At 50.3% G+C, this 16,895-nt stretch carries 10 protein-coding genes; 2 read left to right on the forward strand and 8 right to left on the reverse strand.

Going from position 1 to position 16,895, the window contains the following annotated elements; all coding sequences use genetic code 11:
• Positions 1 to 23: 23 nt before the first annotated feature.
• Positions 24 to 1,643: an IS66 family transposase gene (locus tag OIM59_RS10885; protein WP_303896674.1), complete on the forward strand. Its 1,620-nt coding sequence runs from the start codon at positions 24 to 26 to the stop codon at positions 1,641 to 1,643.
• 162 nt (positions 1,644 to 1,805) lie between these two features.
• Here OIM59_RS10885 and OIM59_RS10890 read toward each other — a convergent pair whose 3' ends face one another.
• The 7 genes from OIM59_RS10890 to ilvD all read right to left on the reverse strand — a co-directional run bounded on the left by OIM59_RS10890 (position 1,806) and on the right by ilvD (position 11,311).
• Entirely contained in the window at positions 1,806 to 2,330 is a 525-nt protein-coding gene (locus OIM59_RS10890) for a nitroreductase (RefSeq protein ID WP_299172809.1), read from the reverse strand.
• A 46-nt stretch (positions 2,331 to 2,376) separates the two neighbouring features.
• Positions 2,377 to 5,250 carry a xanthan lyase gene (locus OIM59_RS10895; RefSeq protein WP_299172811.1) on the reverse strand — a complete coding sequence of 958 codons (2,874 nt, stop codon included), beginning with the start codon at positions 5,248 to 5,250 and terminating at the stop codon, positions 2,377 to 2,379.
• A gap of 128 nt (positions 5,251 to 5,378) precedes the next feature.
• Complete coding sequence (gene ilvC, locus OIM59_RS10900) at positions 5,379 to 6,422, reverse strand: ketol-acid reductoisomerase (RefSeq protein WP_072543102.1); 1,044 nt, start codon at positions 6,420 to 6,422, stop codon at positions 5,379 to 5,381.
• A 53-nt stretch (positions 6,423 to 6,475) separates the two neighbouring features.
• Positions 6,476 to 7,222, reverse strand: a complete 747-nt coding sequence (locus tag OIM59_RS10905; protein ID WP_299172816.1) for an acyl-[acyl-carrier-protein] thioesterase — start codon at positions 7,220 to 7,222, stop codon at positions 6,476 to 6,478.
• A 4-nt stretch (positions 7,223 to 7,226) separates the two neighbouring features.
• Entirely contained in the window at positions 7,227 to 7,781 is a 555-nt protein-coding gene (gene ilvN / locus OIM59_RS10910) for an acetolactate synthase small subunit (RefSeq protein WP_072543104.1), read from the reverse strand.
• A 19-nt stretch (positions 7,782 to 7,800) separates the two neighbouring features.
• Positions 7,801 to 9,498, reverse strand: coding sequence for a biosynthetic-type acetolactate synthase large subunit (gene ilvB, locus OIM59_RS10915; RefSeq protein WP_299172821.1), 1,698 nt, complete (start codon positions 9,496 to 9,498; stop codon positions 7,801 to 7,803).
• Positions 9,499 to 9,508: 10 nt separating this feature from the next.
• Positions 9,509 to 11,311, reverse strand: coding sequence for a dihydroxy-acid dehydratase (gene ilvD / locus OIM59_RS10920; RefSeq protein WP_299172824.1), 1,803 nt, complete (start codon positions 11,309 to 11,311; stop codon positions 9,509 to 9,511).
• 604 nt (positions 11,312 to 11,915) lie between these two features.
• Here ilvD and OIM59_RS10925 point away from each other — a divergent pair.
• Positions 11,916 to 13,607 (forward strand): Gfo/Idh/MocA family oxidoreductase, encoded by a 1,692-nt coding sequence (locus tag OIM59_RS10925; RefSeq protein ID WP_303898210.1) that lies wholly within the window; start codon positions 11,916 to 11,918, stop codon positions 13,605 to 13,607.
• An 81-nt stretch (positions 13,608 to 13,688) separates the two neighbouring features.
• Here the strand turns inward: OIM59_RS10925 and OIM59_RS10930 are convergent, their stop codons facing one another.
• Entirely contained in the window at positions 13,689 to 16,895 is a 3,207-nt protein-coding gene (locus OIM59_RS10930; RefSeq protein WP_303896680.1) for an efflux RND transporter permease subunit, read from the reverse strand.

Raw genomic sequence — 16,895 nt, forward strand, 5'->3', positions numbered from 1 at the left:
ATTATATAAAGAGATAGAAACGGATGATTCAGCAGGATACAATGGAACAGATAATCAGGAGTCAGCAGGAGCAGATAGCCGGTCTCCTGGAGGCCAACCGTTCCCTTGTCGAATCCAACGGGAAACTGCTGGAACAGACGGATGCGCTGCAACGGAAGATACAGGAACTGCTTTCACAGATAGCATGGCTGAACCGTCAGCTTTTCGGGCGGAGAAGTGAGAAGCTGGCAGCCCTGGATCCCAACCAGCTCTCCCTGTTCGATTCTGTTCCTGCAACCGGACAGAGTGAAGACATCCGGGAAGAGGACAGCAGCGCAGCGGCTCCTTCAAAAGCAAAGCCTGATGGAAAGAAGAAGGAATCCCGGCGTAACCGCGAACTCCTGGAGGGACTGCCGGTAGTTGAAGTGGTGATTGAACCCGACCGGGTGGATTTGGACCGTTACAGACGGATCGGCGAGGAACGTACCCGTACGCTGGAATTTGAACCGGGCAGGCTGTATGTAAAGGAGACTGTCCGTCCCAAATATGGACTGAAAGACAACCTGAGTCTTCCCAAGGAAGGTGAAAGCGGCGTAATCATTGCTCCGCTTCCACCTTCTCCTGTTTACAAATGTCTGGCCGGTTCCACCATGCTGGCCGAAATGCTCCTGCAGAAATACGAATATCACGTTCCATTCTACAGGCAGGTCAAGGAGTTCCGCCATCTGGGTCTCCGTCTTTCCGAAAGCACATTGAGCGGCTGGTTCAAGCCTGTGTGTGAACTGCTGAGACCACTTTATGACGAGCTGGTCCGGCTGGTTGTCGGCTGCGGATATGTTCAGGCGGACGAGACCACTGTAAGGGTGATCAGCAAGGGAAAGGGGAAGGCCGACAAGGAGTATCTGTGGATGGTCAGGGCGGTCATGGAAAAGCTGGTCATCTTCCATTACGATGACGGCTCCCGTTCGGGACAGACGATAAGGAAACTGCTGAAGGACTTCAAGGGATATCTGCAGAGTGACGGTTACAGTGCCTACAATGTATTTGAAGGTACTGAAGGAGTGTGCCTCATAGCCTGCCTGGCCCATATCAGACGTCATTTTGAGATGGCTCTGGAGGAAAACAGAAGTCTGGCGGAGCATGCCTTGAAAATAATACAGGAGATTTATCGGACAGAGCACTTTGCCGACTCCCGGAAATATACGCCGGAAGAACGGCGTGAACTGCGGAACCGTCAGTCCGCCCCCCTGCTGGATTCCTTTGAAAAGTGGATGGAAAGCACATATATCAAGGTTCCGCCCAAAAGCCGGATGGGACAGGCCATCTCCTATGCGTATCCGTTATGGCCCAGAATGAAGGCCTGTCTCAAAGACGGCAATATAAAGATAGACAATAATCTGGCCGAAAATGCGATACGTCCTCTGACGCTCTCAAGAAAGAACTTCCTCTTTTGTGGGAATCATGAGGCTGCGGAAAATACAGCGGTCATCTGTTCATTGCTTGCCACCTGCAAGTCACAGGAAGTCAATCCAAGAGAATGGCTGAATGATGTCATTGCCAGGCTTCCATATTATCAGGAAAAAGACTCCGGCAAAGATATCCGGGAACTGCTTCCGGATGTCTGGAAGTTGAAGAAGTCCAACGAAAATCCAATTGAAGTCTAATAGAGATACAATTGAATAGCAAACTCTTCCTGTCAACTTTATATTCGTTGATAAGAAGAGTTTGTTGTTTTATGAATCTACAATGTGTACTTTATCGGAGGCTTACGTTTAAAGGAAAACGCAAGGACATTTTGGTTGAAACGTCCTTGCGTTTTTTTTACCTTATTTTATCACCCTAAAATACTCCGGTTTACGCGGTTTTGCCGGAGCTGCTTCTCCCTCCGGATAGCCCAAGGAAAGGGCTCCGATACCCATCAGTCCTTCGGGAAGTCCCCATTCTTCCATCAGCTGCTTGCCTTCTTCCGTAGCAAACATCTCGCGTTCCCGGTGAATCCAGCAACTGCCCAATCCCAGTGCATGCGCTGCCAGCATCATGTTTTCCAGCACGCAACTTCCGTCCTGTACCGGATTGTTGGCCAGTGAAGGCGCAAAAACCAACACGTAGGTGGGCGCATCGTAATAAGGATTTGAGGTAACTCCCATGATTTCGGCATTCATCTTAGCCAGTTGGGCCAGTACTTCTTTCTTCTGTACGGCCACAATGTAGGGCGACTGCATACCGCGCGAAGTCGGTGCATAGGTACCTGCTTCGAGCACAGCCTTCAGCTCTTCATCCGTAATCTGTTCCGGTTTATACTTACGGCAACTGCGCCGCGTTTCAATGACCTTCAAAAAATCTTTTTCCATATTGACACTGTATTTGATGGTTATTTATTTCTATTCTTATTCTATCTCAACGTCTTTTCTTCGACAGCAAGGTTTTCACGGCTGTCTGCATCAAGTGATTACGAACTTCGGCATTTTCCACGCATTCCAGCGGAAATCCCAAGACAAACGTTCGGTAATCCTCTCCACGATATACGGTTCCTACGCCATAATTCCCTTGGGTGTATACGAAAGAAGAGTAGGCTCCGGAAGCAGGCATCACACATTCCATGGAGGGAACGGCGTAAACTGTTTCATTGGCTCCTCCTTCAATCTGGAACTGTACCCCGGCTCCCTGCAAGGAGGCTGAAATCTGATTACTGAAACGGCCGCCATATACACACTTCAGCACATTCTTCCCAAAATCTCCCTTTTGCAAGTTTGCTCCCCACGCAGAACCGCTCACCAGCAAACGTCCGCCCTGACGACAGTAACGAGTAAGAGCTTCCTGCATGGCCGAAGAGAAGGATTTGGCATCGGCTCCACAAATCAAATCCACCAGGTCATACCGACTCAGGTCTGTACTTCCGCTCTCCAAGGTTTCGTCACTACAGGACACGAACGAATAACGTCCAGCCCGTTGAATGGCCTTGCCATGCACAAACACATAATCGTATGTATTTCCGGCTATCAGCTTTCCTTCCAAAGCATTGTCGCTGACCCCAAGCCCGTCGCCAGTCTCCAGTCCGGCTTTATCCCGATTGAATCCTTGCTGGTAACCGCAATAAGCAGGAGTCTGCCCGTAAGGAATGCCCGGGTCCGACTTCAGGTCAAACCCCTGCAGCAAGGCAGAATTGACTTCCTCCGGACCTGAGGTGGCATCGAACCCGTTCACAATCAGCAACGTGCCTTTGCTTCGTTTAGCCTTATAGGCCGATAGGATTTCCGAAGGGAAACTCTCTCCTCCCCTGTTGACGGCAGTCACTTTAAAACTATACACCAGTCCCGGCTCCACTTTCATCGTGTATTCCGGTTTGCGTACATATACTCCGTTGTCAAATCCGCCGTAACCGATACGGGTATAGACGATGTATCCCTGCGGTTTGGCCGTAGGTTCCATCACATCCTCCACCGGATTCCAATTCAGGGTAAAGGTATTCTTCTTTTTTCCTTCCCGGATGGCGAAATGGTTCACTGGAAGCGGCTGCACCACATAGTCGGTGCCGTGCATGGTGGAAAGGTATTTCAAGATGGATTTATAAACCGAGCGTCCTACGGTAAACTTGAAATCGGGATTATGCCCCCATTTCATATCGGCAAAGTTCTGGTGGGAGAGCAATTCCAGAATCATGGAAGGTACTGCCGGCAGACGGGTCTCGCTGTAGTTCCGGTTCCACATGCTCCGCCGGGCCCACTGCACTCCAAAACGGGAAGAGATGTCACGCTGCAATCCCGTCAGCACCATGTCCGTCAAGTCGCGCGACGCATAACGGGAGATGCCACAATTCAGTTTCCCGTCGTTGAAGTCGGTCGTATAAATTCCCAAGGAACCCACCAGTTCATCATCTGTCTTGAAACCCGCATCGCTGTGCAGGCCCAACGTCATTTCAAACGGCACTTTCAGTCCCGCTTCCGAAGGGTTGTACACCGACCCGCCACTCAAGTAATTCACCATCAGCGAACGGACATTGATGTCATCGTTATAATCATTTTCTCCCTGGCTCTTGCTGTACACCGGATAAGGCATGCCGGCCCATTGTGCCCAATAACGCGCCCCTTCCAGGTAACGGGGCACTCCGCTCACCTGTCCGCCACGGACAATGTTTCCCATGCCGCCTCCAAAACGGACTGCGTCGGCACAGACCACTCCCTTTTGGGAACTCTCATTGCTCAGCACCACCATACCGTAATCGTTCCGTCCCTTGTCGAATTCAAAAGTGCCCAGATACACCCAGGTACCTCCTCCCATCTGCTGGTTCACCTTGAACTCAGTCACTCCTCCGTTGTGGAAGACCAAGTATTTGGCATCCGACACACTTTCCGGCAGTGTCTGATAACTGACGTACACCGCATATTTTCCTTTTTCCGGGATATTGGGAATCCATTCGGCAAAGGCCTTCTCCGGCTGGCCCTGGGTCGCAATGTACCTCGCCGTACCATCTTTGAAAGGATTGTAGTTATCCGGATACTGCTGATACTTTTGGGCAAATCCCGGTCGACCGGTATCCTTCCACGTATATTTCTTGTATTCCACTTCCAGATAATGACTGCCCGGTGTACAAGTGTTATTGTCCACAATCACCTCGTGGCGCTGCCAGTCGCGTTCACGCGGAGTGAAGACCACGGCTCCTGCATTTTCCAGCATCGGAATCAGATATGGCACCACGAACGACTGGGTAAACAAATCTTCCGTGGTACAGAACAAGCGAGGTCGCTGCCAGCGCCATTCATTCCGGTCGTTCCGGTACACTTTTCCATGACTCTGCCACACGGCCACATGCCGCCCCTCCAGTCCCCGGCTGATATCAAACGGACGCGATACATTGGTCACCCACGGGTTTCCCTTCGCTTCCAGTTTACCGTACAAACGGGTCTTGTCCTGTTTCTTCCGGAACGCATTGGGCACCAGTTCCTCAATCGGTTTTCCGTCCGCATACACCTGCAAGGTATAATAATTCACCGGCCCCGGAAGCGACTGTTTCAGCAGCCGGTAAATGGCCGACACATTTTCCTCCGTAAACGGTTGGTAACCAAAAGTGGGATTGGCATACACGCGCAATACTTTTTTATCATGTTCCAGCTCAAAACGTTCCAGCTTACACTTGCCGATATGCGCATACGAAGTTTCATAATTGGCAAAAAAATCCTTCAGACGCTGCTCTGTGGTCTGCTCCAGACTTTGTCCAAACACAGTCCCTGCCACGCAAAGACAGCCCAGCAGAAAAATAGCAATTTTTTTCATATTCATTCTATAGCACCGGCACAAAGGTAACAAAATCTCACAGATTCTTTTCATCCTTACCCCACGAAAAAAGCCGTCCGGCGTCTTCCAACACCGAACGGCTTTCCCATTCTCTTTACAGACAATAATCAGTTGTTTTCCGGACGAAGTTTACGTACAGTCACAGCAGTCTGCCACATTTCGCTTTCACGCAATGCTTTCAATTCCGCATTCAGTTTTTCACGATAATCCGGCTGAGAGTTGCTGTCGATAGAAATCTGAGCTTCATGACCGCATTTTACACTCTGATACAATTTCTGCATTACCGGTTTGATGGCATCGTGGAACGGGCCCATCCAGTCGAGGGCACCACGCTGTGCGGTAGTAGAGCAGTTTGCATACATCCAGTCCATACCGTTCTTGGCAAACAACGGCATCAGTGACTGAGTCAGCTCTTCTACAGTTTCGTTGAATGCTTCCGACGGAGTATGTCCGTTTTCACGGAGCACTTCATACTGTGCCAGCAGCAATCCCTGGATTGCACCCATCAAAGAGCCACGTTCACCTGTCAGGTCGGAAGTAGCCTCACGCTGGAAAGTTGTTTCGAACAGATAACCTGAACCGATACCGATACCCAATGCAATGGTACGGTCGTATGCCTTACCGGTAGCATCCTGGTAGATAGCATAAGAAGAGTTCAAGCCACGTCCTTCCAGGAACATGGTACGCAAAGAAGTACCTGAACCTTTCGGAGCCACCATGATGACATCAATGTCTTTAGGAGGAACTACGCCAGTACGGTCATTCCAAGTGATGGCAAAACCATGAGAGAAATACAATGCTTTCCCTGCAGTCAGGCAAGGTTTGATAGTAGGCCATACAGAGATGACTGCTGCATCCGACAACAGGCACATGATAATCGTCGCTCTCTTGCAGGCTTCTTCAATGCTGAACAAGGTCTCTCCCGGTACCCATCCGTCGGCTACAGCTTTTTCAAAAGTCTTGCCCTGACGCTGCCCGACAATGACGTTAAAACCGTTATCGCGCAAGTTCAATGACTGTCCCGGTCCCTGTACACCGTAACCGATTACAGCAATGGTTTCATCTTTCAATACTTCACGTGCTTTTTCCAATGGAAATTCTTCGCGGGTGATTACATTTTCAATCACACCGCCAAAATTCATCTGTGCCATAATTTTTTACAATCTTTTTACGCAACCTTCCGGCTGCAAGTTGATATACTAATTTAATCTCTAAAAATCACTTTACTTCGAACGACTACTTCCGTGCCGTTCTTTTTCACTTCCACATCATATTCATTCTCTCCCGTCTGCTCCAGGAAGAAGCTCAGGGTGTCACCGTAATAGCTTTCCGCCACATAAGCCATTTCAAACCGTCGAATTTGTTTCTGACGGAACATTTCCATGGGAAACAAATCCAAGATATGCTCGATATACTTGATGCTGTTCACATGTCCGTTCAAATCAATATCGCTGTACTTCACCCGATACTCTCCCATCGCCTGCGGATGCGTCACCTTGATGCGTCCCGGCTTGTCAATCGGACAGTCCTTCTGACACACATAGTCCACAATCGAACCACCGTGCAACGTCAGCAAATCGGCCGGTTTGCGGGTTTCCATGCTGATCATCGCCCAAATGGAACGGGCATATCCGATAGGCTTTCCGTCCTTGTCCAGAATAGCAAAGTTACGGTCTGTAAAAAGACGGTACACATTCTCCACCCATGTCTGGATTGTAAAGTCTTCGTACGCACGCGGCATGTCTTCCAGCTCAATCGCCAGACGGGACAGCACCCACGTGTAATGATTCTCATTCAGCGTGGCAATGCCGAATCCTCTGTCAGCCGCATGAAACCCGGCGCAGTTCAGCAAGTGATTGCCCAACACGCCCATCGTCAGCCGTTCCATGAAATCCACATGAAACGGTTCGGCCACAAACCGATAAGTACCAACTTTACTTTCTTCTGTCATAGATTCAATTCTTTTGGTTCCGATATCTTTCTTCACGATGTGCCAGATATTCGTTTACCCGTTCGAAACAGCTGGTTGAAACAGCAATACGTCCGGAACGTACAAACTGAAGCACACAATTCAGCTGTTTCAGTTCCTGATAGAGCGAAGTGATGTCCGCACTCATTCCCACCATCTCCACGATAGAGAAAGTCGGATTGACTTCCACAATATGCGCACTGTAACGGCGAATTACCTTGGAAGCTTCCGGATTCGACTGGAATTCAGGAGTGGACACCTTATACATAGCCACTTCACGCTGGAAGATTTCCTTGTCCGTGAAATAATGCGCCTGAATCACATCCATTTTCTTTTCTATCTGCGTCACCACTTTGCCAATCACATCCGGAGTAGTCCAGCAAGTGATGGTATATTTATGTACTCCCTTGATGGAAGAAGCCGACACGTTCAGACTCTCGATGTTGATCTGGCGACGGGTAAACACCGCGGTAATCTGGTTCAATATACCGGCAATATTTTCTGAATGAACAATGATTGTATATAATGTTTTATTATCCATATTCTTCCTCCTTCTCCTCTCAACATTCCATTAACATATAGTTGACCGAACTTCCCGGAGGTGTCATCGGCAACACATTTCCTTCTTCTATTACGCACACCTCCAACAGGAAAGGACCGTCGGTCGACAGCATTTCCTGAATGCCGTCGTTCAGTTCATCGCGTCCCATCACCCTGCGTGAGGCTATTCCATAAGCCGATGCAATCTGCATGTAATCAGGATTCATCATCGGCGTGAAAGAATAGCGGCGGTTGAAGAACATGGCCTGCCACTGGCGCACATTACCCAAATAATTATTGTTCAACAAGATAATCTTGACCGGCGATTTCTGCTCCATAATCGTACCCAGTTCCTGCATGGTCATCTGCAAGCCTCCATCTCCCATAAAGGCACATACTGTACGGTCGGGACAGCCAAATGTGGCTCCAATGGCCGCCGGCAGACAGAATCCCATGGTTCCCATACCACCGGAAGTGACAATGCTACGGGGTTTAGAAAACTTGAAATAACGGCAAGCCATCATCTGATTCTGACCGACATCGGTCACCAGAATGGCTTCGTTGTGAGTGGCCTCACTGACCGCATTCACCACCTCACCCATATTGATAGGCCCTTCCTTCGGGAACACTTCCTTCTCGATTACTTGTGTATATTCTTTTTCTTCATACGGTTTGAAGCTGGCAATCCATTCTTCGTGCTTCTGCGGCTGAATCAGTTCGGTAAGTAGCGAAAGCGTCCGTTTACAGTTACCTAAAATCGGCACATCCACCGGCACGTTCTTTCCGATTTCCGACGGATCTACATCCAAATGAATTATCTTGGCCTGTTTAGCATACGTATCCAATTTCCCGGTCACACGGTCATCAAATCGCATACCCACTGCAATCAACACGTCACATTCGTTGGTCTTCACATTCGGCCCCAGGTTTCCATGCATTCCCAGCATACCTTTGTTCAAACGGTGATTGCTTGGCAATGCTGACAAGCCCAACAACGTACATCCACAAGGAATATCCGCCTTTTCCACGAATTCCTTCAATTCCTGCTGGGCATTTCCCAACTCTACGCCCTGTCCTACAAGTACCAACGGACGCTTGGCCCCATTAATCAAAGCCACCGCCTCAGCTACTGATTTTGAATCTGTTTCCGGATCCGGGTCATAACTGCGGATAAAATCTAAGGTCACTGGTTCATAGTCCGTCATTTCTACCTGTGCATTCTTGGCAAAGTCCAGCACCACCGGTCCCGGCCGACCGCTCCGTGCGATATAAAATGCCCGGGCAACCGCCCAAGCCACATCCTCCGCACGGCGTATCTGATAACTCCATTTGGAAATTGGCTGCGTAATACCCACCAAATCAACTTCCTGGAATGCATCCGTACCCAACAGGGAAGCCCCAACCTGACCAGCAATCACCACAATCGGTGTACTGTCAATCATGGCATCAGCGATGCCGGTAATCGTATTGGTCGCTCCCGGTCCACTTGTTACCAAACAAACTCCCACTTCTCCCGATACACGGGCAAAACCCTGAGCGGCATGTGCTGCTCCTTGTTCATGACGAACCAAAATATGGTTCAATCTGTCCCGATGGTCATACAACGCATCGAACACCGGCATAATAGCTCCTCCTGGATAGCCGAAAAGAGTCTTTACCCCTTCATGCTCCAATGAGCGCATCAATGCTTCTGAACCTGATATCTTTTCTTTACTCATAAGCTTCTCCTTATTCTACAATTCTCACTCCACCTTTATCTGCCGAACTCACCATGCTGGCGTATGCCTTCAATGCTTTTGAGACCTTACGGTCGCGGGTTACCGGCGTCATCGGGCGCTGGGCCAGTTCCTCGTCAGACAGTTTCACATTGATGGAACGGTTGGGAATGTCTATTTCAATGATATCACCATCTACAATCTTACCGATGTTACCTCCGGCTGCGGCTTCCGGAGAAATATGTCCGATACTCAAACCGGAAGTTCCTCCACTGAAACGGCCGTCGGTAATCAGGGCACACTCTTTACCCAAATGCTTGGATTTGATGTAAGAGGTTGGATACAGCATTTCCTGCATGCCCGGACCTCCCTTCGGTCCCTCATGGGTAATGACTACCACATCACCGCTTACCACTTTTCCACCCAAGATACCTTCACAAGCAGCTTCCTGCGAATCGAACACCTTGGCCGGACCTGAGAACTTCCAGATACTCTCATCTACTCCGGCAGTCTTTACCACGCAACCATCTTGAGCGATGTTCCCTTTCAATACAGCCAATCCGCCATCCTTGCTGTACGCGTGCTGCAAGTCACGGATGCATCCATTGGTACGGTCAGTATCCAGTTCCTTATAGGTCGAATTCTGTGCTCCCAACTGGATACAGAATTTACCGCCCGGCGCACTCGAATAAATGCGCTGTGCATCCGCATCTACCTCCGGACGACAGATATTGTATTTGGCAATGGCTTCTGCCAGTGTAGTACCGTCCACCCGGTGTACCGTAGTATCCAACAGTCCCCCTTTGGCCAGCTCACCCAAAATATTCAGGATACCTCCTGCGCGATTCACATCCTGAATGTGATATTTCTGTGTATTGGGAGCGACCTTACAAAGACAAGGCACACGACGTGACAGCATGTCAATATCGTCCATTTTAAAATCCACTTCCGCTTCGTGAGCCACCGCCAACAAGTGAAGCACCGTATTGGTAGAACCACCCATGGCTATGTCAAGGGTCATGGCATTCAGGAACGCCTCACGAGTAGCAATACTGCGCGGCAACACACTGTCGTCTCCCTCTTCATAATATTTATAAGCGTTCTTTACAATCAGTGCCGCTGCATCCTTGAACAACTGCTTGCGATTGGCGTGAGTGGCCAGAATCGTACCGTTACCCGGTAAAGCCAGTCCGATAGCTTCATTCAAGCAGTTCATTGAGTTTGCGGTAAACATACCTGAGCAGCTTCCGCAACCCGGACACGCATGACGTTCAATTTCTTCCACATCTTCATCACTCACGGTAGTATCGGCCGACTTGATCATCGCATCAATCAAATCCAGATGCTGTCCGCCCCACTCTCCGGCCTCCATTGGTCCACCTGATACGAACACCGTAGGGATATTCAATCGCATGGAAGCCATCAACATTCCCGGCGTAATCTTGTCACAGTTGGAAATACACACCATGGCATCTGCCTTATGTGCATTCACCATATACTCTATGCTGTCGGCGATGATGTCGCGCGAAGGCAAAGAATACAGCATCCCGTCATGCCCCATCGCGATTCCGTCGTCGATGGCAATGGTGTTGAACTCAGCCGCAAAGCATCCCAGTTTTTCAATCTCTGCCTTCACCTGCTGACCAATCTCATGCAAGTGTGTATGACCGGGTACAAACTGCGTAAAAGAGTTCACTATTGCAATGATTGGTTTCCCCATCATCTCCTTTTTCATTCCATTGGCCACCCACAGTGCTCTGGCACCTGCCATACGGCGGCCTTCGGTACTCATCGAACTACGTAACTGATGTTTCATTTTCGTCTTTCTTTTCAATTAAAAAGCCTCTCTCAACGCTTGGTGAGAAAGGCTTTCTACAATATCATTTTCATATAATTACATGCACGAACCTTTCTCACCTCTTGGTGCCACGACCAGGACGCGAATAATATGCAGGACTGACAGGTTTACTGATGTATGTAATGTAATCATATTTGCTATCTCTTCTTAGTTTACAGCTGCAAAGGTAAAGGCTTTTTTGTAACATGCAAATAAAATGACACTTTTTTTTCAAATAAATTATCATTCGTAAGAAACAACACGTTTTTCTTATCAGTTTATCATTCAATCCCGGTCTTCTATCCCCAATAATTTTATCATTTAAGTCTCAGATAAACACGTAGTTCCTACAATCTATATATAATTGGTAATATATTAATAAGGTATGTCTAATCTTCCTCTTTATTTACAAAATACTTCTGATATAATTTATTTTATTCCTTTTAAAAGCATTAATTACTATTCTTTTTTAATATATGCACGTTTTATAGAAAAAACTTTTGCGTAATAATGTTTTTTTATATCTTTGCCCACAGTAAAACTCAATTTCAAAACAACTAAAGCTATGAAACATTTTGGAAAAATGATTTTAGGTGCTTGCACCGTATTAACTTTAACCTGTACACCGGCTCAAATGCTTGCACAGAGCCTTTCTCCTTCCACTCAATGGGAATGGAACAAAGGTACCATCGTCATTAAATCCCCTGAACGTCCGGCCGGACAAGAATGTGTGCTCGGACTGACTGTCCCGAAAATGAATGTAGTCCGCGTAGGTTTCGTGGGACTGGGTATGCGTGGTCCAGGAGCCGTAGAACGCTTCACCCACATTGCCGGTACCAAAATCGTAGCTTTGTGTGATTACGAAAAAGACCGGGCTGAAAGATGTCAGGGCTATTTACAAAAGGCTTGTCTGCCCGAAGCAGCCATCTACTCTGGTGCAGAAGGCTACAAAGCGCTCTGCGAACGCGATGACATCGACTTGGTGTACATCGCAGCCGACTGGGACCACCACTTCCCTATTGCCAAATATGCCATGGAACATGGTAAGAATGTGGCCATTGAGGTACCGTCTGCCATGAACTTGGAACAGTGCTGGGAACTCATCAACTTGTCAGAAAAGAACCGCAAGCACTGCATGATTCTGGAAAACTGCTGCTACGACTGGTTCGAAATGAATACGCTGAACATGGCACAGCAGGGTGTGTTCGGTGAAGTCATCCGTGCACAAGGAGCTTACATCCACAATTTGGATGATTTCTGGCCTTATTACTGGAAAAATGGAAAAGAAGATAAACTGGGATGGCGTCTGCGTTACAACAAGGAAAACCGCGGCGATGTATATGCCACTCACGGACTTGGCCCTGTGGCTCAAGCACTCGATATTCACCGTGGCGACCGTATGACTACCTTAGTAGCCATGGATACAAAATCCGTACACGGTAAAGCTTTGGTAGAAAAAGCAACCGGTGTACCTTGCGAAGAATTCCGCAACGGCGACCATACTACTACCCTTATCCGTACTGCCAACGGAAAAGTCATCGAAATCCAGCACGATGTCATGAATCCGCAACCTTATAACCGCTTGTACCAGCTGACCGGAACAAAAGGCTTCGCCAACAAGTATCCGATTGAAGGCTATGCTGTAGATGCAGCCCAGATGAAAGCTTCTGGCGTACAGCCAAAGGTAGACAACCTGAGTTCTCATTCTTTCCTTCCTGAAAAAGAAATGCAGGCATTGGTTGAAAAATACCAGCACCCGATTTTGAAGAAATACGGTGAAATGGCCAAGGAAGTAGGTGGACACGGTGGTATGGACTTCATCATGGACAGCCGTCTGGTATACTGTCTGCAGAATGGACTGCCATTGGATATGGATGTATATGACTTGGCTGAATGGTGCTCATTGGCAGAACTGGGAGCCATCTCTATGGATAACGGTTGCGCAGCTGTCGCATTCCCTGACTTTACTCGCGGACACTGGAACGATGTGAAAGGATTCCACCATGCATTTGCCACTCCGGAAGAAGAAGCAGCTACTGAATTGACTGCTGAAACTGCTACTCTTTCCCTCAAAGCCCAGGGCATGAAAGAATGGTTGGCTAAATCAAAGAAAGCCGATGTAAAGAAAGAAGAAGTAGAATCACATATCCAGCAGCTTTCCGCACAATTGGAAAAGACTCAGAAAAAAACGAATGGTGCTGAAAGCAAGGAACTGAAAGAAGCCGTAAAACAAGCTGAAAAGATGTTGAAACAGGCTCAGAAACTGCTGAAATAACTAAGGTATTAGTCTTCCATACATCACAAAGAAAGGCTGTCTTCGGGTGAAGACAGCCTTTTATCTTTTTATGACCATCGGTCATTTCCTTTTTCGCCGTATGGTTTTCCTTATCGTCCCCGACACGCTCAATACCGGCAGATAGATAAAGATACCGATAACCGACATCACCAGTCCGCCGATGGTTCCGGCAGCCAGGGGGAACCAGAACGGGGTCTTCTCGCCTATCATGAACGGCACGAAACCGAGGATGGTCGACATCACCGTCAGGAAGATGGGAATGACCTTCACGTTCCAGGCCTTGGTATAGGCTCTCAGCGGTGACAGTCCCGGGAAGTTCCTGCGAATGGCATTATACTCGTTCAGGATGTAGATGCTTGCGTTCACCGTAATGCCGCACAGCAGCACGAAGGAAGCGAAACCTCCCTGGTCGAAGTTCAGACCGAACAGATAGAACGTGAGGAACACGCCGATATACGACACCGGAATCACGAAGATGATGGCCAGCGGCTGGCTCAGCGAGTTGAAGAGGATGGCCGAAATGAAGAAGATGATGGAGATGACTATCAGCAACAGGAAATACTGGCTGTGGTCTTCCTTCCCCCAGCTCCAATAGGCACTGTCACTCTCCACGGTATACCCCATCGGAAGGCGCTTCCGGAGGGTCTCGATGTCCTTCTCCAGCAGTTTCTTGCCCTGTTCCGACGAACCGATGTATTCATATTGCAGGCAGAGCCTGTACTGCTGGTTCTCCTTGGCCACCTGTTTCGGGGCCTGCCCCTTCGCCAGCACGGCCAGGTCGGAGAGCTTGTACTGCTTGCCCTTCACCAGGAACGGCACCGACATGAAAGCCCATACATCATAGTCCCGACTCTGGGCGGACGACAGCCGCAGATACTCCACGCCGTTGTCGTAAAGGATGCTGCCCGCCAGCTGGTCGCGCATGAATACCGGACGCAGCACCGCAAACAGGTCGTAGGCCGTCAGGTTCTCCTCCGCCATCCTGCGCTTGTCGAACTCCAGATAGAACTCCGTATAGTCGTCCTTCCACCACGAGAACTCCGAGCTGACAGTCACCTCCTTGATGCGGCGGTGGGAAAGCAGCAGCTTCTTCATCTCCTCCGCCCAGCGGCCCAGCTCGTCGTAGTTGTAGCCGTACATCTTCACGCGGAAGCTGCCGGCACTCTCCCGCACGTCGTTGCTGAAGCCCTGGTCCTGCAGCCCGTACACGCTCCAGCTTCCCCCGCCCAGGGTCAGCGACTTGCTCACCACGTCCGACTTCAGCACGTAGGGAAAGCCCGTATGGCCGTACTCCTTCTTGAAGAACACCTGGATGCTCGCCCGGCGCGCATTGTACACCGATGTCTGGAACTGGCGTATCTCCTTGAACCCGCTCAGGTAGGTCTCCATCTTCTTGATCAGCACGTTCATCTGCTCCAGCGTACTGCCGTTGGGCAGGGTGGCGTTGATATACAGCACCACCTCGCTCTCGTCACGGTTGAAATAGCTGCCGTCGTACACCTTCTCGGCAAAGAGACGGAGAGAACCGCCCAGCACCTTGTCCACTACAGGCTTGATGTCTTCCCGGTAGGTCGTATTGTTGAAAATCTTATTATACCATTCCGCCCATGCCCCCTTCTGCTCCGCATCCTCTATCTTCTCCGGAAGCATGAACACCGGAAGTCCGAAACCGAGCACCAGCAGAAGGAAGGCGACCGCCCGATAGCGGCTCAGCAGCACGACCATCCCCCGGTAAAAGCGGGTGAAATGCACGGCCCCCCGCTTCACCCACAGCCGCGGATGCGCCGGTTTTCCCTTTCGTAGACCGATTTTCTCTATCATCGGAGGCACGAAGAACAGGGCCACCAGCAGCGAGATGCCCAGGTTAACAATCACCACCGCCGCAAAGTCCTGCAGGTTCAGGCGTATCTTCTCGTCGAGGAAGAAGATGATGACCAGCGCCCCGATGGTGGTCAGCGTGGCCGCCAGCACCGACATGAACGCCTTCAGGTTGCGCCTTCTCAGGATATGGTCGGTCATGACGATGATGTTGTCTATCACCAGGTTCAGCGAGATGGTGATGCCCGCCAGCGAATAAAGCTGGATTTCCAGCCCCAGCGCATAATACAGGATGACGGCCACGGCAATGTTCACCGCCAGCCCGGCCACTATCAGGAAAAGATACCGCAGGTTGCGCGTAATCACCGCCACGAACAGCAGCAGGATCAGCACGGTGATTCCCGTACGGAAATAAATCGTGTCCAGCTCCTTCGAGATGTATTCCGTGGCATCATAGCCCGTATGGATTTCGTACCCGGCCGGCATCACGGCCTCCGCTCCGGCTATCACCTTCCTGACCTTCTCCGCCAGGGCCAGCTGGTTGGCCGTTTCCGAGGCGGTGACGGACAGATACACCGAGTTCAGCCCGTTGATGCGGTAGTACGATGTGGGTTCCTCCTCCGTGCGCGTCACCCTGACCAGCCGGTCCAGCGGCACCATGCTCCCGTCGGCCGCCTTCACCGCAATCTCCGAAGGGACAAACCCCTCCGGACTGCCTTCGGTGGTACGCACCAGCCGTATCCATTCCGTCCCGTGGTCCGTCTCCAGCTCACAAATCCCCAGAAACTCACGGCCGTACCTTTCCTCAATGGCGGTCAGGATATCCTGCACCCCCACCCCGATGCGCTCCAGCTGCACATTGTCGTACACGATGCGCCACTCCATGGGCGTGGCACCGCTCAGCTCTACCTTATACACCCCGTCCAATGCCGCAACCAGCGGCTTGATGTGTTCCTCGCCGTACTTCTGTATCACGATGGGCGTGGCGGGAGCGTTCAGCGTGTAGGTCATGAAAGGACGCGAGGCGTTCTCGTCGCTCCGCTGCGTGGAGATGAGCGGATAGCTCACCCCTTCAGGAAGCTGCGCCCACAACTGCCGGATAAGGGTGGACACCTCAAAGCGGGTCACCCCGATATCCGCATGGCGGTCCAGCTCCATGTCGATGCGCCCGCCCCCATTGTCGGAAGTGGAACTGATGCTACGGATGCCGTTCACCCGGGCCAGCATACCCTCCAGACGGCTGGTGACCTCCGTCTCCACCACCCGGGCCGAATTGCCCGGCATGGAGAATGACACCGACAGCCCCGGCATGTCGCGCGAAGGCGAGAGCTTCACCGGCAGCAGAGGTGCCAGTGCCAGTCCCACCAGCGACAGGCACACGAACGTCACTATCAGGGTGAACGACGACCAGACCAGCGGCCGGCCTTCTATTTTCTCTTTCCTGCTCAT

Origin of the sequence: Bacteroides mediterraneensis (assembly GCF_025993685.1) — a bacterium.
GTDB lineage: Bacteria > Bacteroidota > Bacteroidia > Bacteroidales > Bacteroidaceae > Phocaeicola > Phocaeicola mediterraneensis_A.